Below are 19340 nucleotides of genomic sequence, written 5' to 3' on the forward strand. Positions count from 1 at the left end.
CCCGGCCGTGGTCCGACGCGTTCCACAGGGGGATCCGACCGGCCTCGCCGGGGTAGCGCACGGACCACCTGCGCCGGTGTCACCGGAGGGGGATTGAACGGTTTCAAATCACAGCCACGATCAGCCGGGCCCGTTCCTGGGCCCGCGATGCCGGTCCTCCCTGAGCCTCGCGTCCTCCCACACCTTGCGCAGCACCAGCGGGTCGGCGCCGCAGGCCTGCGCGAAGCGCTCGGTGAGGTGCCAGCCGGGAAAGCACTCCCCCGCCAGGATCGCGGCGGCGTCCGCGGTCGGTATGCCGAGCCGTACGGCGAGCGCCCGCAGCGGCATCCCCGAGGCCCGATGCAGCTGGCACAGGACGGGCGCGAGGTGGGAGCGGCGGCCGCCGGCGGGGCCCTGGCCGGTCACCGGCCGGACCGCCCGGTGCGGTGGGAGTGAGCGGGCAACCGTCGTCCCTCCTCGGATACGCAGGTCCTGGACATGCGCGGGCCGGGGCGCGTCCGGCGCCGAGGCGCCGCGGCAGGACCCGTTCCGTTTCGGCCTCAAGCGTGCCCCACCGGCTCCGCCGCTTTCACCGCTGCCGCCGCGCCGTCGCCGCCGTTCCGCGGGTGGGGGCAGGCGACCTTTCCCGGCGCCCGTCGTTCAAAGGTGGGTGTGGTAGGCGTCGTCGTGTGCCTCAGCCGCCGGGTAAGCCCTGGTGAACGGCTGGGCAGGGGGCCCGCAGGGGCCGCGGTACGCGGGAGCGCGGCCGGCAGTCCGCCGACCGCCGGCGCATCCCGCCGCGCCGGAGCGGGGCAGCCGAAGAAGTTGCCCCGGGCGCGCATTTGCAGACCGCATGCATCCGGCGGACCTCCGCCGTATCCGCGGGCGAGCCGTCGCCGGGCATGAATTCCCCGACGGCCGGTCATCCTTCAAGTGGGTCTACCCCGTCTGCATTTGCAGATGGCTGACCTGATCATCCGTTCCGTCGGGAGAAGAGGACCCATGACCGCTCAGCGACGCAGCGACGATCAAGGAGAACACCTGATGGGAGTGACCGGTTCCGGAGGATTAGCCGTGGTGTGGCGCAAGAGCAGCCACAGCAACCACCAGAGCGCTTGCGTGGAAATGGGCAGGCTCGATCAGGGAACGGTCGGTTTCCGCGACTCCAAGGACCCGGAAGGCGCGGTTCTGACCTTCGAACGAGCAGCGGTACAGGCATTCGTTGCCGCCGTGGCCGCCGGCGAGTTCACTGGACGACGGTAAACGGCCGCCCAGGTTGGCAACTTCCGATCTCATATGACTGAGGCAGGATGAGGGGGCCATGGAAATGCCCGCTCAGCGCGAGGGAGAATCCGCCCGTGTCTGCCCAGCCTTCCCGCGCCCCGCGCGGAGTGCGCCACGTCCGCCCGCTGTCCGGCCGGGCGCCGACCGCGCAGCGCATGATCTTCGGTGAGACGCTGCGAAAACACCGCGAAGCGCTCGGCCTGACGGAGAGACAGGTCGGGCAGGCGATCGGCAGCTGCTCGGCATCGAAGATCAGCCGGCTGGAGAGCGGCGAGCACGACTTCAAGGAGAAGGACGTCCTGTGCCTGCTCGACGTCTACCAGGTCGCGGACCCGGCCGAGCGCGAGCGGCTGCTGGAACTGTCCCAGCAGGCCAATGAGAAGGGCTGGTGGGAGGCCTGGCGGGACGTCGCGCCCAAGGAACTCCAGACCTACGTCAGCCTCGAGGACATCGCCGCGCGCATCCGCTCCTACGAGAGCGGCCAGTTGCTCGGGCTGCTGCAGATCCCTGACTACACCCGGGCCCTGGTCAAGGCGAACTCGCTCGAGCCCAACCGGCGGACGGCGGAGCGGATCATGGAGCTGCGGGCCATGCGGGCACAGCGCTTCCTGCGCGAGTCCACCGCCCAGCTGATCTGCGTACTGGACGAGGTCACCCTCTCCCGCGGCTACGGCACCAACCCGATCATGCGCCGGCAGATCGAGCACCTGATGGAACTCTCCGCGCACGAACGGATCAGCTTCCGGCTTGCCCCGTCCGCCAAGCTCAACCTTCCGGTCCAGATCGGCACCACGACGGTCTTCGACTTCACCGCCGACCAGCTTCCCGCGATCGTCTACGTCGAGCGCTGCAACGGCGGGCTCTACCTCCAGGACCGCCAGGAGGTCGACAGCTACGAGCGGGGCTTCGACCGTCTGATGGTCAACTCCCTCGGACCCGCGAGCTGCCTGCAGAAGCTCAAGGACTACTGCCAGAAGTACCGCTGACCCGGTTCCCGCCGGCGGCGCCCACGCCATGCGCCGCCGGCGCGGCGGAGGGACCGCCCCTGGCTCAGGGTTTGCGCGCCACGCCCACGTAGAGCGAGGCGTCCGCGTCCGAGATCAGGCTCGGCCCGCTGCCCGGCTCCGGATTCCACCGGTGGGCCACCTCCACGCCGGGGTCCAGCAGTTCGAGTCCGGTGAAGAAGTCCCGCACCTCGCTGCGGCTGCGCACCTGGAGCGGCGTGCCGCCCTTGGTGTACACCTCCACGATGGCGGCCCACACGTCAGGCGCGAAGTCCGGCGTGCAGTGCGAGATGGTGAGGTACGAGCCCGGTGCGAGCGCCCCGACGAGGCCGCCCACCACGCCGTAGGCGTCCATGTCGTCCGGTACGAAGTGCAGCAGCGCGTTCAGGCTCAGCCCCACCGGCTGCGTCAGGTCCAGGCAGCCGTCCCGCCGGACCACGTCCAGCAGGTGTTCCGGGTCGCGCACATCGGCCTCGACGTAGCCGGTGGCGCCCTCGGCGGAGCTGCGCAGCAGGCTGTCGGCGTAGACCAGCACGATCGGGTCGTTGTCCACGTAGGTGACCCTCGCGGCGGGCGCCTCGCGCTGGACCACCTCGTGCAGGTTGGGCGCGGTCGGTATCCCCGTCCCGATGTCGAGGAACTGCCGGATCCCGTGGGTCCTGGCCAGCAGCCGCGCCGAGCGGTGCACGAAGGCACGGTTCACCCGCGCGGCCGTCCGTACCGCGGGGAAGGCCCTGACGACCTGCTGGGCCGCGTCCCGGTCCACCGCGTAGTTGGTGTTGCCGCCGAGGTAGTAGTCGTACATGCGCGCGCTGTGCGGCACGTCCTGCCGCAGCCGCCCCGGCCCTTCCGCGCTCTCGGCCCCGTCCTCGGCCTCCGCCGTGATCCGCGGTAATTCGTCGCTCACGCCACTGCCCCCATCGATCGCGCCCAGGACCGGAACGGGCGCCCGCGCCGGACGTGGGCCGGCAGGGGGCATCCGCTGCGATCACCTTATGCAGGTGCGGGCGGAATCCTGAATACCCCGCCTCGGCCGGGCCTCCGGCGGCCACCCGGCGCGGCGGAGCGGGCAGGGGGCGCCGGACCCGGTACGGCGGTGGGTGCCGGCGGGTTCAGGCCGCCGGCACCCACCGCCGTACCGGGCGGGGTCCTACGACGCCTCGCCCTCGGCCCTCGCGATCAGCCGAGGCAGTCCCGCGTGGTCGCAACCCGCCTTGAGGTATATGTCCGACAGCAGCCGCGTGACCACCGCTTCGGGGGAGCCCAGCGCCTCGGCTATCCGGGAGTTCGACCAGCCGTCCGCCGCCCACTCGGCCACCGTGCGCTCCTGGACGGTGAGCAGGTCGGCGTCCGCGCTGCGCGGCTGGAGCGGCCACAGGCCGGTGGCGTCCAGCTCCTCACGGGCCCGCGAGGCCAGGGAGTCGGCCCCGCACTGCAACGCCCCTTCGAGGCCCCGGTGCAGCTGCTCGGCGGCCATCTGCGGGAGCCCGGTCCTGCGCAGCGCCACACCGTGGTCGACCAGCGCCCGCGCCAGGTCGTAGCCGGCGGGCGAGCGTTCGAGGTGCGCGACGGCCTCGGCGAGCACAGCGGCCCGCCGTGTCAGCGGTGTCACCTCCGCGAGGGCGTGCAGTGCCTGCCCGACGGCGGACTGGGTACCGAACCTGCGGGCCCTGCGGACACCCTCCTCCGCGACCTCCGCGGCCCGCTCCGGGTCCGTGAACTCCTTGGCCCTGGCCAGGTTGAGCTGCCAGGGGCACCAGGCGGGATTGCGCATGCCGCGGGCGTCGAGGCGTTCACCGACCCGGACGAGCTGCTGCTCGGCCTCCCGGTGCCGGCCGAGGGCGAGCAGCAGCTCGCTGTGGACGGTCTGCGAGTCGGGGTAGACCACGGCGCTCGGCTCGATGTCGCCGTAGCGGTAGGACAGGGCGACTTCCTGCGCCTCCTCGGTGCGGCCGCGGGCGAGCAGGATCTCGATCAGGATGCCGACCGCGAAATACTGCGCGGGCACCTGGTGCCCGACCCGGTCGGCGATCCGCAGGCCGTCGCGGACCATGGCCTCCGCGGCGCTCAGGCGCCCGCGGCGGTAGCGGATGTAGCCCAGGAGCGTGTAGCCGAAGGACAGGTGCGCGCCGCGCCAGCCCTTGTCCTGGCACTCCATGATGCCCTGGTGGAAGAGCTCCTCGGCGCGTCCCGGCTGGTCGCAGTACATGAAGGTGAGCGCCACCAGGACCGGCACCTCGAAGCCCCAGAGGTCGTCCGTCCACGGCAGGCCGTCCCCCTGCGCCTCCTCGGCCCAGTGCAGCGCCGTGGCCGCGGGTTCGCCGCGCACCATCGCGTCCCAGGCCCGCAGCCCCAGGATGTAGCGCTCGGCGGTGCCCCGTGCGGTCAGGTGGTCGGCGAGCCGGGCGAGTTTGCGCGAGCGGGCGGTGGAGTCCTGCTCGTCGGCCCTGAAGGCGTTCCACATGAACTGCTCGGCCTGCAGGTGCAGCCGGGTCTTGAGGTCGGTGGCCCATCTGGCCGCGTCGGCGACCGTCTGGGCGGCCTCCGCCATCCGGTCGGAGTGGCCGAGTGCCTGCGCCAGCCGGTAGACGATCGCCTCGCGCAGGTCGGGGGTGAGGACGGGTTCGTCCAGCGCGGCCCGCAAATGGTTGACGGTGATCGCGGGCTCGGTCAGCAGCGCGGAGCAGCCGAGCTCGAACAGCACCTGGGCGCGGTCCTCCATGGCGGGCGGTTCGCGCAGCGCGCGGGCCAGGCAGCGCCTGGCGGCGTCGGGAGCGCCCGCCCGCTGGTATTCGCGGGCGGCCTCGGTCAGTTGCTGCACCACCCACTGGTCGCTCTCCGGGTGCGTCTCCAGCACGTGGCGGGCGGCGGCGGTGGGGCCGAGGCCGGCCTGCGCGACCACGGCCGCGGCCTGCCCGTGCATGGCGACGCGGAAGGCGGCCGGAATCGCACGGTAGACGGCGGTGGAGACCAGCGGGTGGAAGAACTCCAGGCGGCTGTCCGCCTCGTCGTGCCCGTCCCTGACCGGCTCAGCGAGGATACGGGCCTCGCGCAGCCGGGTGACGGCGTCGGCGGACTCCGCCTCGCCCAGCCCGCCGACGGCCGCCGCCCTGGTACGCGACGCGTCGGCTCCCAGCACGGCGACGCTCCAGGCGAAGCGGACCACGGAGGTGCCGAGCCGCTCCAGCCGTTCGACGAGGCCACCGCCCTTCACCGCGGAGGCCAGTTCCCTGAGTTCCGGCAGGTGGACGACCTGGGGCTTGAGCCCTCTGTCGGCGACCCTCGCGGCGAGCTCGACGGCCTCGAAGGGGTTGCCCCCGGTGACCGCCCAGGTCTCCCGGCAGAACGCCTCGTCGGCGTCCTCTCCCAGGGTGTCCCGGACGATGCGGCTGACGGCGCCGGGGGTGAGCGGTGCCAGGTCCAGGGTGCGCATCCCGTGCCGCTCCGCCAGCTTGCCGAACGCCAGGGCGTCGCGCGGGAGTTCGTCGGGGCGGTAGGCGACGACCAGGAGCATGGGCAGTTCCGTCACGCGCGCGGCGAAACCGGTGAGCCAGGCGAGCGACTCGGCGTCCGCCCAGTGCGCGTCGTCCAGCATCAGCACCAGCGGCGCGTGCTGCACCGCGAAGCGGGTGACGATCCAGTCGAGGCCGTCCCGCACTCCCTGCGGGTCCGGGGAGCCCATCCCGGCGCCCGCGACCAGGCCCACGGCCGGCGCGACGATGTCGTACCAGTTCCCGAGCGTCCTGCGGTGCTCCTCCTCGGTGCCGGTCGCCAGCAGCGGCTGCACGAGGTGGCGTACGACCTGGAAGGCGACGCCCTGCTCCTGTTCCCCGCCGCGCGCCGACAGCACCGTGCAACCGCGGGCCATGGCCCTTCTGCGCACCTCGTTGAGCAGGGTGGTCTTGCCGAGCCCCGCGGGTCCGGCGAAGACGAGTAAGCCGCCGGTGCCGATCGCGGCCGCGCCCGAGGGCGGACCGCTCAGATCGCTCAGCAGGGACTCCAGCGCGGCTGTCTCCATCTCGCGCTCCAGCAGCAGCCGCTTCGGCCGCCCCGGCCGGTCTCCCATGAAAACCATGTCCGTTTCCCTCGAACGCGCGGTGTCCCCGTCCCCCGTCGCCGGGTACGCACAGCGTACGCATGCGCGCACGATTCGAAGTCCTCCGCGCAACTTCTTCCTCCGGCTCCCACCAACGCGGCTCGCGGAAGGGGCGCTACCGCTACCCTCTCAGCCACCACCGTTCACCCCTGGGGCGCACGGAGAGTGCGCCGGTCGCGCGATCCGTACCACGCGCCGGTCGCGGTCTGCCGGCGGACACCGGGCCGGCGTTCCCCGCACGGCTCCCGGCTCACAACAGCGCCCAGCGTCGAACAGCGCCCAGCTTCCAGCACGTGTCGGGCCCGTACCGCAGCGGCGGTACGAGCGGGTTTGCGGAACCCTGGAGGGCCGATGTCGGACAAAACCCTTTCCTGCCGCGCCCTCCCGGGCAGCCCGGATCCCACCCGGCGCACCGCCGCGGTCAGGATCCCCTTCCCCGCCCGCCTGAACCTGCACGCGGAACGCGCCAGGCAGCACACCCTCCAGTGGGTGCAGGGCATGGGCCTGATCAGCGGGGACGTCGCCACGGCCGAATACGACGCGCTGCGGCTCGAACGGCTGATGGCCTACTTCTATCCCGACGCGGGCGCCTCCGACCTGGAGTTGGCAGCCGACTTCAACGCCTGGTTCTTCATCTTCGACGACCAGTTCGACGGGCTGCTCGGCACCCGGCCCGAGGAGATCCGGCGGGTGGTGGACGCCCTGGTCGGGACCATGGCGGTGGACGGAGCGCCGCACCCGGACGGCACCGGGGACACCCCGCTCGTCCGCTCCTTCCGGGACATCTGGCTCCGCTCCATCGCGGGCACCCCGGTCGCCTGGCGGCTGCGCTTCCGCGCCCACTGGAGCGCGTATCTGGCCGCGCACGAGGGCGAGGCGCACCACCGCAACTCCGACCGGCTGCCCTCGCTCGAGCGGTTCCTCGACGTGCGGCGGGAGACCATAGGGGTGCGGCCGTGCCTCGACTTCACCGAGCGGTGCGGCGGCTACTCCCTCCCGGACTCGCTGCACGACCTGGCGGCGCTGCGGGAGATGCGGGAGATCACCGGTGACGTGGTGATCTTCGTCAACGACATCGTCTCGCTGGCCAAGGAACTGGCCGCGGGCGACGTCAACAACAGCGTGGTCGTTCACCGCGGGCACAAAGGCTGCACCCTCCAGGAGTCGGTCGACCACGTCAGCGCGCTGGCCAACACCCGCACCGCGCGCTTCGCCCGGCTCGCCGGCGCCCTGACCGGCGGGCTCGCAGGACACGGTGTGCCGCCGGAGCTGCGCGACCACGTCGAGCACTACGTGGACGGCATGCGGCACCTGATGGCGGGCAACCTGACCTGGTCCCTGGCGACCGCCCGCTACGACGAGACCGGCGCCGCCGCGGCCGGCGGCGGGCACCGGCCGCCCTGGAGCGCCCTCACCGCGGCCGGGGACACCGCACCGTCCCCCCACCGCGGCGAGGTCTGAAAGCCGCCCGCATCCGGCAACCGGGCCGCGGGCGGCGGGACTTCAGCGGGCGCAGCGCAGAGCGGACAGGTCGACCGCGTCGGCCATCGCCTGCATGCCCTTGTCGTTGGGATGGACGTGGTCGCCGCTGTCGAAGAACGGCATCATCTCCTGCGGGTCGTAGGGATTGCGCATGACCTTGTCGAAGTCCGTCACGGCGTCGAAGGCGCCGCTGTTCCTGATCCAGTCGTTGACGCCCTGGCGTACGGCCTCACCGGCGGCGTCGTACTCCGGCCAGCCCCTGTAGGGCATCACGGTCGCGCCCACGACGCACTCGCCCGCCGCGTGCGCACGGTCGATGATCTGCCGGTAGCCGGCGGTCAGCGCGTCCACGGTCACGCCGGTGTGGGCCTTGATGTCGTTGATGCCTTCGAGCAGGAAGACCGTGCCGACGCCGGGTTGGGAGAGCACGTCGCGCTGGAGCCGGCCGAGCGCCGCCTGCCCGTTGCCGTCCGCGAGCACCTGGTTGCCCGAGACGCCCTCGTTCGCCACGCCCTTCACGGTGCCGTCCGGGGCGGCCTGCAACCGGCGGGAGAGGTAGTCGGGCCAGCGGCGGTCGGCGTCCGCCGTGGAGTCCCAGCCGTCGGTGATGGAGTCGCCGAGCGCCACCACCGAGGTGACGCTGCCGGGTGCCTGCACGCTGACGGCGTCCAGCCAGTACCAGGAGCCCATCGGGTCGGTCCAGCCTGCCGCGCCCTCATCGGCGGCGTGGTCGCCCGCCGCCGCGTAGCTGGTCTGCATGGCCATGCCGTGGCCGGTCGTCGGCCCCTGGGCGCCGGTGACGTGGAGGCTGACGACCAGGTTGCTCTGGGCGGCCAGCCGGCCCGGCAGCGGATCGCTGAGGACGGTCCCGCCCGCCGGCACGGTGACCGAGGGGCTGCCGCCGAACGCCAGCGGCCGGTTGGAGCCGTGGACCAGTTCCGCGCCCTGCCGCTGGAGCCCGGCGTAGGCGCTCGCGAAGGTCACCGGGTGCTCGCCGAAGGCGTTGGACAGCCGGATCCGCATGCCCGTGCCGCCGACACTGGTGCGCACGACCAGCCGGTAGCTGCGGTCGGCGGGCCCTGCGCCCTGCCGGTCCGCGCTCGCGCCCCAGGTGACCACCTCGTGCGTCGCGGCCTCGCCCGCGGCCCCTTCCCTGACCCGGGCCTGCGCGGGGGTCTGGGCGTGGGCCTGCGGCATGGCGGCCAGCGGTCCGCAGATCCCGGTGGCGAGCGCGGCGGCGAGGCCGGCCGCGCGCCACCGGCGGGCGGCGGCGGTCCTCACGCGAGGTTCCGCAGCGTGACGGACCCGCCGGGCCTGAGGCTGACCTTGCGCGAGGCGGCGCCCGCGACGACGGTGGTCTCCCGGCCGCCGACGCTCCGCAGCGTCAGCTGGGTGACCTTGCCGCCCTTCCAGCTGAGGTCGGCGACGAAGCCGCCGCGCACCCCCACACCCGACACCGAGCCGGACGCCGCCCAGGCCGCGGGCAGCGCCGGCAGCAACTCGACGTACCCGGGCCGCGAGTAGACCAGCATCTCGATCATCGCGGCGGGCGTACCGAGGTTCGCGTCGATCTGGAAGATGCCGCGCCCCTGCTCGACCTCGTAGATGTCGAAGAGGTTCATCGCGCTGCCGTTGCTGCCGTTTACCGACGGCCTGAGGTTGGTGACGACCAGCCGGTAGGCCTTCTCCGCGTCCTTCAGCCGCGCCCAGCACAGGCTGCGCCAGGCGTTGGCCCAGCCGAAGCTGTTCATTCCGCGGGCGGTGAGCAGGGCTGTGGCGCCGTCGAGGATGTCCTTCGGCGTGGAGTCGTCCGGCCGGATCCGGTCGCCGGGGAACAGGCCGAAGAGCGGCGACAGGTGCCGGTGCGTGGTCTCGCCGAGGTTGTCGGGCGACATCCACTCCTCCAGCCAGCCTGTCGTGGGGCTGACCACCGGCAGGTACAGGCGGTCCCTGAGGCCGCCGATCGTCTTGCTGTAGGCGGCGTCCCTGCCCAGGGCCGCGGTCGCGGTGCGGTAGTTGCCGAAGAGGCTCCACACCAGTTCCTGTGCGTAGGTGATGCCCTTGGCGTCCAGCGGGCCCTGCTCGGGTGACCAGTCGCTGTCGGCGATCAGGACCTCGCGCGAGGCTCCCGAGGCGTCGGTGACGGTCGTGGTGATCAGGCGGGCCTCCCAGAATTCCACCGCGCCCTTCAGCAGCGGGTAGATCTTCTCCAGGTAGGCGGGGTCCTGGGTGTACTCGTAGTGCTCGAAGAGGTTCTGGCACAGCCACGCGTTGCCGGCCGGGTGCCACCACCAGCCGCCTCCGCCGTAGGGGTTGGTGGAGATGGCCACGGTCCAGCCGGCGATCCTGCCGCTGGAGTTGCGGTACCTGTTGGCCGGGCTGTTGAACAGCCGCCGGGTGACGTCGGTCCAACCGGGCAGCTGGGCCAGGCAGTAGTCCGCGAAGGCGTCGAAGCAGCCGGGCAGGCCGGCCCTGTCGGCCATCCAGTAGTTCATCTGGATGTTGATGTCGGTGTGGTAGTCGCCCATCCAGTCCGGGTCGTTGCCGTCGAGCCACAGGCCCTGGAGTCCCATCGGCAGGCTGCCGCGCGACCCGGAGATCATCAGGTAGCGGCCGAACCGGAGGTAGGACGCCTCCAGTTCCGGGTCGGGGATGTCGTCCCGGTGGCGCGCCTGCACCCGCTCCCAGGTGTCCAGCGCGCGCTGCGCCTCGGACGACGGGCCCAGGTCGATGTCGAAGCGGCGGAAGGCGGCGAGGAAGTCGGCGACGTGGGTGTGCAGCAGCGCGTCGGCCGAATGGCGGGCCGCCGCGCGGACCTTGGCAGTGGCGAGGGCCTGCGGGTCCGCGGCCGGGTCGCGGAAGCCTGCGGCCGCGTCGGGGGCGTAGTCGGTGCCGCCGCTCACCACCACGGTGAGGTCCTTGCAGCCGCGGAAGGATATCGAGGTGCCGTCGACGCGGACCTTGCCGGTGCTGCTGTAGGCGGTGACGGAGGCGCCGTACCGCAGGCCGTTGCCGAGCGCGCCGCCGAAGGTGGCGCAGCGCGCCGCGCTGTCGGCGGTGGTGGTCTCACCGTGGGTGCCGGCCAGGGTGACGGTGCCCGTGTGGTCGCCGCCGCCCTGCTGGGAGAAGTGCACCACGACGGCGTCGTCGGGGCGGCTGGCGAAGACCTGCCGCCGGTAGGTGACTCCGGCGAGGTCGTAGGAGACGTCGATCAGGCCCTGGGCCAGGTCGAGGGTGCGTCGGTAGCCGCTGACGGAGCCCAGGTCGTGGCCGGGGAGGTCGACGGTGAGCTCGGCCAGCACCGTGAAGGAGCCGAAGTCGTCCCGGCCGTAGGGGAACTGGCCGTCGCTCTGCAGGGTGTCGTTGAGCCCGCCGGTCCACAGTGTGGCGTCGGTGAGCACCAGGAGTTCGCTTGCGGTGTCGTTGCTCGCCAGTGCGCCGAGCCGGCCGTTCCCGACCGGCAGCCCCTGCCCGATCATCGAGCCGGCGGAGCCGGGGGCCTGCCACCACAGCTGGTTCCGCGCGGCCTCGTGCGCGGACAGCAGGGGTGAGGTGGCGGGGCGGAGCGGGGCGGCAGAGGCGGTGAAGGCGGGCAGGCCGCCGAGTGCGGCGGTGGCGCCGGCCGCGGTGGCGAGGGCGAGGAAGCCCCTGCGGCTGCGGTGGTCGTCGCGAGGCTGCTCGTGCTGAATGTCCACGGTGTGCACTCCAGGTCCGGGGAGCGGCGCGGGGGCCGGCGGGGGGAAGCGCCGCCGGCCGCCGCGTCCGTACGTCAGAGGGACTGCGGTACGTCGATCCTGTCGATGTCGGGCGCGTATCCCCCGCTGCCGCTGTCGAAGGTGATGGTGTTGGCGCCCGCCTTGAGGGCCAGCCGGACGCTGACGGTCTCGGCGGTGCCCCAGTCGCCCGTGGAGGGGAACTTCAGGCTGGTGCCGTTGCCGCCGTCGGAGGAGACGGTCGCCGAGCGCGGGTCGCCGCTGACGTAGCCGACCCTGACGGTGTAGATCCCGTCCTTCTTGACGGTGACGCCGTTGAAGCGCAGGGCGCCGCCGTCGTAGAGGTTGCCGACCTTGCTGCCGCCGGAGCAGGCGTCGCATCCGGCGACGGAGGCGTTGCCCGACAGGGTGTTGGCGGCGGACTCGGCCTCGTAGCCCGTGGTCGGAAGGGCGCTGTTGCGGCCGGGCCTGACGGTGAACAGCCGCGAGCCGTGTGCGGGCAGCGCCTCGGTGACGTGGTTCTTGAACGTGCCCAGGTCCTGCTTGTTCCACAGGTCGCGGACGGCGGCGTTGCCGGTGAACCCGAGGGAGGCCCAGTCGGCGGTGACTGCGGCCGGTGCGTCGGCGAGGTTGAACAGGGCGACGGTGTAGCTGCCGTCGGAATTCCTGGTGCCCCAGACCTGCTGGTCGCCCACCGGGGTGACGGGGCGTGCGACGGGCGAGTCGTTCTGGTCGACGGCGATGACGTCCCGGTTGGTGAGCAGGGAGACGCCGTAGTCGTCCAGCTTGGTGATGTCGTCACCGGTGAACAGCGGCGACTTGTTGATGGCCCACAGGGTCATGTAGCTCTGCCGCTCGGCCTTGGTGAGGCCGTCCATCGCCCCGTTGCCGACATCGACCGCGTCGAGGTCGTTCCAGCCGCCGGGGCCCGCCTTGCCGCTCCAGGCGGGGGCGTCGTCCCACCGGTCGTCGACCGAGTTCTCCCAGCTGACGAGGGTGTTGCAGTAGCACTCGACGTCGGTGTCGATGCGCCAGCCGTTGGAGTACCGCTTCCAGTCGGCGGCGTGCGAGATGTCCAGCGACCAGGACAGTTCGAGGTGCATCGGCCGCCCGGTGGCGGCGATGGCCTGCTGCCAGGCCGCGACGTCGGCAACGTTGTCGTAGTTGTCACCGGACTTGAAGGAGCCGGGGCCGACACCGTCCAGCTTGAGGAAGTCGTAGCCCCAGCCGGCCAGCATCTGCGCCTGCGAGTCGATGTACTTCGCAGCGCAGGGGTTGTCGAAGTCCAGCTTGTAGGCGCTGTCCCAGCCGTTGGTGGTGCGCAGGTCCGGGTAGACCACGTCGGCGGTGGTGCAGCCGGGCGCGTTCCATATCGGTACCTTGCCCTCGCCGTAGGCGCCCTTCTCCAGGCCGACGGGCAGGTAGATGCCGGCCTTGAGGCCCTTGGCGTGGATGTGGTCGGCGACCGCCTTCATCCCGTGCGGGAAGCGGACCGGGTCGGGGGTCTGCCGGCCGTACTGGTCGTACTCGGACGTCCAGCTGTTGTCCATCCACCAGCCGGCGTCGATGTTGACGTGGTCGTAGCCGAACTTCTTCAGCTTGGCGGCGAGCGCGTCCGTCTGCTTCAGGACGTTCGCCTCGGTGAGGTAGCTGTAGTTGCCGTCCGGGTTCAGGCCGGGGTAGCTCGAGGTCTGCATGCTCCAGCTGGACCAGCCCATGTACGGGGTGGCCGCGGTGCCGGCGGGCGCCGTGGCGGGCGCGGCCGTCGCGGGGGCGCCGTGGGCGGCGGCGGGGATCGCGGCCGCCAGGCCGATCGCGACGGCCAGGGCGGTCAGGGCTCTTGCGGCCCGGCGCGGGGCGCGCGCCGGGACTGCGGGCAGGACGGGGTACGAGGATGACCGCATGGGGTCGGACCTCCTGTTGTCGGGCTCAGGTGGATGGCGCGGGGGGAGCTAGGTGGTGGATTCGGATCCGATGAAGGACTGGATCGCGGTGGCGGCGGCTCCGCGTGCCCACTCCTCGAAGGGCAGCGGCCGGGTCATCACGTCGCACTGGGCCGCGGCGCCGAAGACGGAGCGGGTGAAGGCGTCGCGGATGCCGTCGGCGAAAAGGTCGTAGGCGGCCAGGCCCTCGCCGGAGATGATCACCCGCGCGGGGCCGAGGACGTTGACCACGGCGGCGATGGCCCGGCCGATGGCCTCGCCGGCCCGGGCGTAGACCTCGCGCACCCGGGGGTCGCCGCCGCGGGCCAGCTCCAGCGCCTGCGCGACGGAGGCGACGGGCTCGCCGGTGGCCTCGCGGACCGCGCGCAGGATCGCGGGGTCCGCGGCGATGGCCTCGACGCAGCCGTGGTAGCCGCAGTGGCAGCGGGGGCCCTGCGGGTCGATGGACAGGTGCCCGATCTCGCCGGCCACCCCGTGCGCGCCCGACACGACCCGGCCGTGCACCACGAGGCCGCAGCCGATGCCGGCGCCGACGGTGACCAGCGCGAAGTCGGACAGTCCCACTCCGGCCCCGAACCACTGCTCGGCGACGGTGAGGGCGCGCACGTCGTTGTCGACCGTGACCGGCAGGCCGGTCGCGGTCCCGGCGACCTCGGCGAGCGGGATGTCCCGCCACTCCAGGAAGGGCGAGTAGCGGACCACGCCGTCGGCCCGGTCCACGTCACCGGAGAGCGCGATGCCCAGGCCGCGGACCCGCACGCCGAACCCGTCGGCCTCGGTGAGGAGTTCCTGGACCATCGCGATGACGGAGGCGAGCACCGCGGCCGGCCGGCGGTCCGTGAGCCGGACGTGCCGGGCGACCCGGATCCGGCAGCACAGGTCGGTGAGTACGGCGATGATCTCGTCGCCCGTCACCTTGATGCCGATGAACAGCGCCCTGCCCGCGTCGACCCGCACCGGGTTGGCGGGACGCCCGATGGCGGCCCGTGCCCCCTCCGCGACGTCCTCGACCAGGTAGCCGACCTCCATCAGCGGCCGTACCGCCTTGGTGACCGCGCCGGAGGACAGGTTGGTGCGCTGTGCGATCTCGGCCCGGGTGAGGGGGCCGTGGGAGAGCACGGTGGTGAAGACCTGGGCGGCGGCCGGCGTCGTCACCGGCACCGCCTCGTACGGGGAGGCCAGGCGCATGGCCGGAAACGTAGGCGGAGTTCTTTTCCGCTGTCAATGAAAAAACCGGAATCCCTTCGAAGGACGTCACTTGTGTCCTCAAACCTGCGGAATCCAGTGACCACAGGGGAGTTGGCAGCTGATCGAAGGGCATCCGGAGGAGACCGGTGCCGGCCGTGGGGCGCGGGGGGGCGGAGCGGAGGGAATGCGGTGGCCGGAACCCCGCGCGTTCGAGCATCCTGACCTCCCGGACGCCGAGGAGAGAGCCCGCCGTGAACCGACCCGAAGCCCGCGGTCCGAGCGAGGGAGGCCGCGATGCGGCTCTGTGACCTTTTCGACCCGGGCGACCTGGAGGCGGCCGTCGCCGCGGGGCACGTGACCCGCAGGGCCCACCCCGAGCTGCCGATCTCCGTGCTCACCTACACCAGGACCGCCCAGTACGAGGCCGCCTGGACCCCGGTCACCACCCGATGCCGCGGGCTGATAGCCGACGACACCTCAGGCGAGATCGTCGCGTGGCCTTTCGGGAAGTTCTTCAACGCCGGCGAGCACGGCACCGGCAGGCCCTACGCCCCGCCGCTGCCCGACGAGCCGTTCGAGGTGTACGACAAGGTCGACGGCAGCCTCGGCATCGTCTTCCACCACGAAGGCCGGTGGCGCGCCGCGTCGAAGGGCTCCTTCACCGGCGAACAGGCCCTCTGGGCGCAGGCATGGCTCGACGGCCACGACACCGGGCGGCTCACCCCCGGCACCACCTACCTCGCCGAGGTCCTCTACCCGGAGAACCGGATCGTCGTGGACTACGGGGGCCGCCGGGACATGGTCCTGCTCGCGGCCTTCGACGCGGCAGGCCGGGAGATCCCGCTGCGCGACGCGGCCGGCGGATGGGAGCCCGTCGGGAGCGTCGTGCGCACCTGGCCCGCGATGCCGCTGGCCGACCTCCTGCTGGCGGCAGGGGACGACATGCGGCTCGACGGGCGCCCGGCATCAGGGACCGACGCCGAGGGCTGGGTCCTGCGCTTCGCGTCGGGCATCCGCGTCAAGGTGAAGCTCGACGGCTACGTCAGGCTCCACCGCGTCCTCACGGGCATCACCGAGCGGGACATCTGGCGGTACGCGGGCATGCAGCGCCTCACCGGGCACGACCGCGGGCACACCGCGAAGGCCCTCGGCGTCTCCCCCGCGGAGATCGCCGCGCTGGAGACCGCCGGGACCGGGCCGCTGGACGCGCTGCTCGCGCAGGTCCCCGACGAGTTCGACGCCTGGGTCCGCTCGGTCGTCGCCGGACTCGAGGCACGGGCCGAGGACATGACCCGCGCCATACGCGACACCTACCGTGGCATCGCCCAGCTCGCGGGCGACCGCGGCGGCTTCGCGCGGGCCGCCCGGCAGGCCACCACCGACCCGTCCGTACACGCCGCGATGTTCCGGCTGCTGAACGGCAAGTCCACCGACCTCCTCGTCTGGCGTGCCGTCAGACCCGCGGCCGCCGACCCGTTCAGGAGCGACGGGGAAGGCTGACGGCGGGAAGGCCGGCGGCGCCGCTCACAGGCCGAGCTCGGACAGCCCGGGGTGGTCGTCGGGCCGCGTCCCGAGCGGCCAGTGGAAGAGCCGGTCGGACTCCTCGATGGGCAGGTCGTTGATGCTCGCGATACGCCGCCGCATCAGGCCCTCGCCGTCGAACTCCCAGTTCTCGTTGCCGTAGGAGCGGTACCAGTTGCCGGAGTCGTCGTGGCACTCGTAGGCGAACCGCACGGCGATGCGGTTGCCGTCGAAGGCCCACAACTCCTTGATCAGCCGGTATTCCAGCTCCCTTGTCCACTTGCGGGTGAGGAAGGCGACGATCTCCTCGCGGCCGCTGACGAACTCGGCCCGGTTGCGCCACTGGCTGTCCGGTGTGTAGACGAGCGACACCTTGTGGGGATCGCGGGAGTTCCAGCCGTTCTCCGCCTGGCGGACCTTCTCGACGGCGCTCTCGCGCGTGAAGGGGGGAAGGGGCGGCCTGCTCGCCATGCTGACTCCAGGGTCGGGAGTTCGGTTCGAGACCGCCAGTCCACCGCACGACGGCCGCCAGCGCACGCCCGTCCTGGCCACACGTGGCGAAGAACACCTGATCAGCGCCGTGATAATGTCCGATCGGAGCCTCACAGGTGGTCGGCCCCGGGTGAGACGTGCGCCGTACCCGGCCTGCCAGGACGACGCAGTCGAGGAGTGCGCCATGAAGCAGGACGGACGGCTGCCGGATCCCGCGGGCCCGGTCCCCCAACCCCATCCGCTGGACGTGCGCTGGATCCACGGCTCCCCTTCGGCGAAGCACAACACCGACCCGGACATCCAGGTCCACGCCTACGACGAGCACACCGTCCTGCTGAGGCAGAACATGGCGGTCGACTCCGAAGCGCCCTTCCTCTTCCTGCTGTTCGGGCAGGCACGGGCGGTCCTCATCGACACCGGTGCCACCGCGTCCGCCGAGCACTTCCCGCTGCGCAAGGTGGTCGACGAGCTCATCGAGGCCCGGCTCGCCCGCCATCCCCAGGAGGGCTGCCCCCTGCTGGTGCTGCACACCCACCCGCACCGCGACCACATCGCGGGCGACGGCCAGTTCGCCGGCCGCCCCCACACCACCGTCGTCGACGCCGGCCTCGACACCGCCTGGGACTACTTCGGCTTCCGCGCCGATCCCACCGCCCCCGCGCGGGTCGATCTGGGGGGCCGGGTGCTGGAGTGCCTGGCAACTCCCGGCCACCACGAGGCGGCAGTCACCTTCTACGACCCCTGGACCGGTTTCCTGCTCACGGGCGACACGGTCTATCCCGGCCGGCTCTACGTCCAGGACTGGGCGGCATACACCCGCAGCATCGACCGCTTGATCGAGTTCGCCGAGAGCCGGCCCGTCACCCATGTGCTGGGCTGCCACATCGAGATGACCACGGAAGCGGGCGTGGACTACCCGGTGCTCACCGCCTACCAGCCCGACGAGCCGCCGCTGGAAATGACCACAGGCGACCTGCGCGATATCCGGGACGCGCTGCGGGAGATCGGCGACCGGCCCGCGCGGCGGGCCTTCGCGCGCTTCGTCATCTGTCCCACCGGCTGAGGGCCGCCCGGCGGGGCAGCCGTACCCGAGCCGCGGCGGCCCATGAGGGCGCGGGGCCGGGGCGGCCCCGCGCCCTCACAGCGGTATGCGGACCACGACGCGCTTGCCCGCGGCGGTCGGAACGACCTCGAAGCCCCCGCACAGCGCCGTGACGATCTCCATGCCGTGCCGGCCGACCCTGGCCGGGTCCCGCTCCATGACGCTCACCGGCTGGGAGGAGGTGTCCCAGACGCTCAGTTCGACCGCCCCGTTCACCAGCTCCACATCGAGGCCGCACGGGCCGTCGGTGTGCCTGACCGCGTTGGTCACCAGCTCGCTGACGACCAGTTGGGCGGTGTCCACCACCAGGTCCGGTATGACCTGCCCCTCGGCGGCCGCGACCTCGCCGAGAAAGGCGGTGGCGAGCCTTCGGGCTCCTGCTATGGAACCCGAGGTCCCGTCGAAGGTCCGGCTCGCGCGCACCACTCGCCTCCTCGCCCGCCCACCACGGGCTCCCCGCCCACCCACACGGGAGCGGCATTGAAGGGTAAGTGGAAGAGTGCCGGTGACGTCGCCCCCCGTGGTCCTCGACTGCGTCACCTTTCGCGGCCGACCCTCACTTGTCGGTGAGCATCCCGGCCCTGAGCTTCTTGAGGATGCGGCCGAGCAGCCGGGAGACGTGCATCTGGGAGTAGCCGAGCTGCTCGCCGATCTCGGCCTGGGTCATCTCCTGGCCGAAGCGCAGCTGCAGGATGGTGCGTTCCCGCTCGTCCAGCGTGCCCAGCAGCGGGGCGAGCGCCTGGAAGTCCTCGACCAGCTCCATCGCCGGGTCGCAGGCGCCCAGCGTCTCGGCGTACGAGCGGCCGGCGTCCGAGCCGGCGTCCTCGCTGTCACCGGTCGGCAGGTCGATCGAACCGGCGGTGTAGCCGTTGGAGGCCACCAGGCCCTCGATGACCTCTTCCTGGGTGATCTCCAGGTAGGCGGCGAGCTCGGCGACGGTCGGCGGGGCGTCCAGCGTGGCGGTCAGGTGGTCGCGGGCCTTGGCCAGCTCCACCCGCAGCTCCTGAAGCCGCCGCGGCACATGGACGGCCCAGGTGGTGTCGCGGAAGAACCGCTTCATCTCGCCGACGATGTACGGCACCGCGAAGGTGGTGAACTCCACCTCGCGGCTGAGCTCGAAGCGGTCGATCGCCTTGATCAGACCGATCGTGCCGACCTGGAGGATGTCCTCCCACTCCTCGGGGCCCCGGCCCCGGAAGCGGCGGGCGCTGAAGTGGACCAGCGACATGTTCATCTCGATCAGCGTGCTCCGGGCGTACGAATACTCCTCGGTGCCCTCCTCCAGACTCTGCAGCCGGTCGAAGAACATCTTCGACAGCGACCTGGCGTCCTTCGGAGCAACCTTCCCGGCGTCCTCGATCCAGGGCAGTTCGCCGACGTATCCGGCGTCGGACGCGGTGCGCGAGACTGCAGGGACCCGTTCGGTGGAGATCCCTGCGGACTGTGTGGCTGCGGTCACGTTCATCACCCTCAAATGTCGGCTGCTCGGCGCCCGTCTACCCAGGACCTCACCCCCCACACCACACTTCTCAAAAC

At 72.0% G+C, this 19340-nt stretch carries 15 protein-coding genes; 5 read left to right on the forward strand and 10 right to left on the reverse strand.

The window, feature by feature from the left end:
• Positions 1-120 precede the first annotated feature (120 nt).
• Positions 121-405 (reverse strand): helix-turn-helix domain-containing protein, encoded by a 285-nt coding sequence (locus tag ACGFMP_RS12035; protein ID WP_393671986.1) that lies wholly within the window; start codon positions 403-405, stop codon positions 121-123.
• Positions 406-981: 576 nt separating this feature from the next.
• Here ACGFMP_RS12035 and ACGFMP_RS12040 point away from each other — a divergent pair.
• A complete protein-coding gene (locus ACGFMP_RS12040; RefSeq protein ID WP_393671987.1) occupies positions 982-1242 on the forward strand; it encodes a DUF397 domain-containing protein in 261 nt (86 codons plus the stop codon).
• Positions 1243-1337: 95 nt separating this feature from the next.
• Entirely contained in the window at positions 1338-2249 is a 912-nt protein-coding gene (locus tag ACGFMP_RS12045) for a helix-turn-helix domain-containing protein (protein ID WP_393671988.1), read from the forward strand.
• 64 nt (positions 2250-2313) lie between these two features.
• Here the strand turns inward: ACGFMP_RS12045 and ACGFMP_RS12050 are convergent, their stop codons facing one another.
• Positions 2314-3174, reverse strand: coding sequence for an SAM-dependent methyltransferase (locus ACGFMP_RS12050; RefSeq protein ID WP_393671989.1), 861 nt, complete (start codon positions 3172-3174; stop codon positions 2314-2316).
• Positions 3175-3417: 243 nt separating this feature from the next.
• Positions 3418-6333, reverse strand: a complete 2916-nt coding sequence (locus ACGFMP_RS12055) for an ATP-binding protein (protein ID WP_393672157.1) — start codon at positions 6331-6333, stop codon at positions 3418-3420.
• A gap of 381 nt (positions 6334-6714) precedes the next feature.
• Here ACGFMP_RS12055 and ACGFMP_RS12060 point away from each other — a divergent pair, with 381 nt between their 5' ends.
• A complete protein-coding gene (locus ACGFMP_RS12060) occupies positions 6715-7824 on the forward strand; it encodes an isoafricanol synthase (protein WP_393671990.1) in 1110 nt (369 codons plus the stop codon).
• 42 nt (positions 7825-7866) lie between these two features.
• Here ACGFMP_RS12060 and ACGFMP_RS12065 read toward each other — a convergent pair whose 3' ends face one another.
• The 4 genes from ACGFMP_RS12065 to ACGFMP_RS12080 form a co-directional block, all read right to left on the reverse strand.
• Complete coding sequence (locus ACGFMP_RS12065; protein ID WP_393671991.1) at positions 7867-9126, reverse strand: SGNH/GDSL hydrolase family protein; 1260 nt, start codon at positions 9124-9126, stop codon at positions 7867-7869.
• A complete protein-coding gene (locus ACGFMP_RS12070) occupies positions 9123-11540 on the reverse strand; it encodes a glycoside hydrolase N-terminal domain-containing protein (protein ID WP_393671992.1) in 2418 nt (805 codons plus the stop codon). Before ACGFMP_RS12070 ends, ACGFMP_RS12065 begins: the two co-directional genes overlap by 4 nt.
• Positions 11541-11614: 74 nt before the next feature.
• Positions 11615-13462: an alpha-galactosidase D gene (locus tag ACGFMP_RS12075; RefSeq protein WP_393671993.1), complete on the reverse strand. Its 1848-nt coding sequence runs from the start codon at positions 13460-13462 to the stop codon at positions 11615-11617.
• A 48-nt stretch (positions 13463-13510) separates the two neighbouring features.
• Positions 13511-14689: an ROK family protein gene (locus ACGFMP_RS12080; protein ID WP_393671994.1), complete on the reverse strand. Its 1179-nt coding sequence runs from the start codon at positions 14687-14689 to the stop codon at positions 13511-13513.
• A 294-nt stretch (positions 14690-14983) separates the two neighbouring features.
• On the opposite strand from ACGFMP_RS12080, the gene ACGFMP_RS12085 reads away from it, so the two are divergent.
• The gene (locus tag ACGFMP_RS12085) at positions 14984-16189 is read left to right on the forward strand and encodes an RNA ligase (RefSeq protein WP_393671995.1); all 1206 of its coding nucleotides are present in this window, start codon (positions 14984-14986) and stop codon (positions 16187-16189) included.
• A gap of 24 nt (positions 16190-16213) precedes the next feature.
• Here ACGFMP_RS12085 and ACGFMP_RS12090 read toward each other — a convergent pair whose 3' ends face one another.
• Entirely contained in the window at positions 16214-16681 is a 468-nt protein-coding gene (locus ACGFMP_RS12090) for a DUF1348 family protein (protein WP_393671996.1), read from the reverse strand.
• Between the two features lie 205 nt (positions 16682-16886).
• On the opposite strand from ACGFMP_RS12090, the gene ACGFMP_RS12095 reads away from it, so the two are divergent.
• Positions 16887-17765 (forward strand): MBL fold metallo-hydrolase, encoded by an 879-nt coding sequence (locus ACGFMP_RS12095; RefSeq protein WP_393671997.1) that lies wholly within the window; start codon positions 16887-16889, stop codon positions 17763-17765.
• Between the two features lie 75 nt (positions 17766-17840).
• Here the strand turns inward: ACGFMP_RS12095 and ACGFMP_RS12100 are convergent, their stop codons facing one another.
• Both ACGFMP_RS12100 and ACGFMP_RS12105 read right to left on the reverse strand, forming a co-directional pair.
• A complete protein-coding gene (locus ACGFMP_RS12100) occupies positions 17841-18227 on the reverse strand; it encodes an ATP-binding protein (RefSeq protein WP_393671998.1) in 387 nt (128 codons plus the stop codon).
• 133 nt (positions 18228-18360) lie between these two features.
• Positions 18361-19269, reverse strand: coding sequence for an RNA polymerase sigma factor SigF (locus tag ACGFMP_RS12105; RefSeq protein ID WP_393671999.1), 909 nt, complete (start codon positions 19267-19269; stop codon positions 18361-18363).
• Positions 19270-19340 lie beyond the last annotated feature (71 nt).

The sequence above is a fragment of the Streptomyces sp. NPDC049040 genome, from assembly GCF_043197715.1.
In the GTDB taxonomy this organism is placed as follows: Bacteria; Actinomycetota; Actinomycetes; order Streptomycetales; family Streptomycetaceae; genus Actinacidiphila.

Bases quoted from the DNA above. Each gene is read 5' to 3' on its own strand.
- ACGFMP_RS12060 (WP_393671990.1), top strand. From the start codon at position 6,715: ATGTCGGACAAAACCCTTTCCTGCCGCGCCCTCCCGGGCAGCCCGGAT.
- ACGFMP_RS12095 (WP_393671997.1), top strand. From the start codon at position 16,887: ATGAAGCAGGACGGACGGCTGCCGGATCCCGCGGGCCCGGTCCCCCAA.
- ACGFMP_RS12085 (WP_393671995.1), top strand. From the start codon at position 14,984: ATGCGGCTCTGTGACCTTTTCGACCCGGGCGACCTGGAGGCGGCCGTC.
- ACGFMP_RS12090 (WP_393671996.1), bottom strand. From the start codon at position 16,681: ATGGCGAGCAGGCCGCCCCTTCCCCCCTTCACGCGCGAGAGCGCCGTC.
- ACGFMP_RS12105 (WP_393671999.1), bottom strand. From the start codon at position 19,269: ATGAACGTGACCGCAGCCACACAGTCCGCAGGGATCTCCACCGAACGG.
- ACGFMP_RS12040 (WP_393671987.1), top strand. From the start codon at position 982: ATGACCGCTCAGCGACGCAGCGACGATCAAGGAGAACACCTGATGGGA.
- ACGFMP_RS12055 (WP_393672157.1), bottom strand. From the start codon at position 6,333: ATGGGAGACCGGCCGGGGCGGCCGAAGCGGCTGCTGCTGGAGCGCGAG.
- ACGFMP_RS12080 (WP_393671994.1), bottom strand. From the start codon at position 14,689: ATGCGCCTGGCCTCCCCGTACGAGGCGGTGCCGGTGACGACGCCGGCC.
- ACGFMP_RS12075 (WP_393671993.1), bottom strand. From the start codon at position 13,462: ATGCGGTCATCCTCGTACCCCGTCCTGCCCGCAGTCCCGGCGCGCGCC.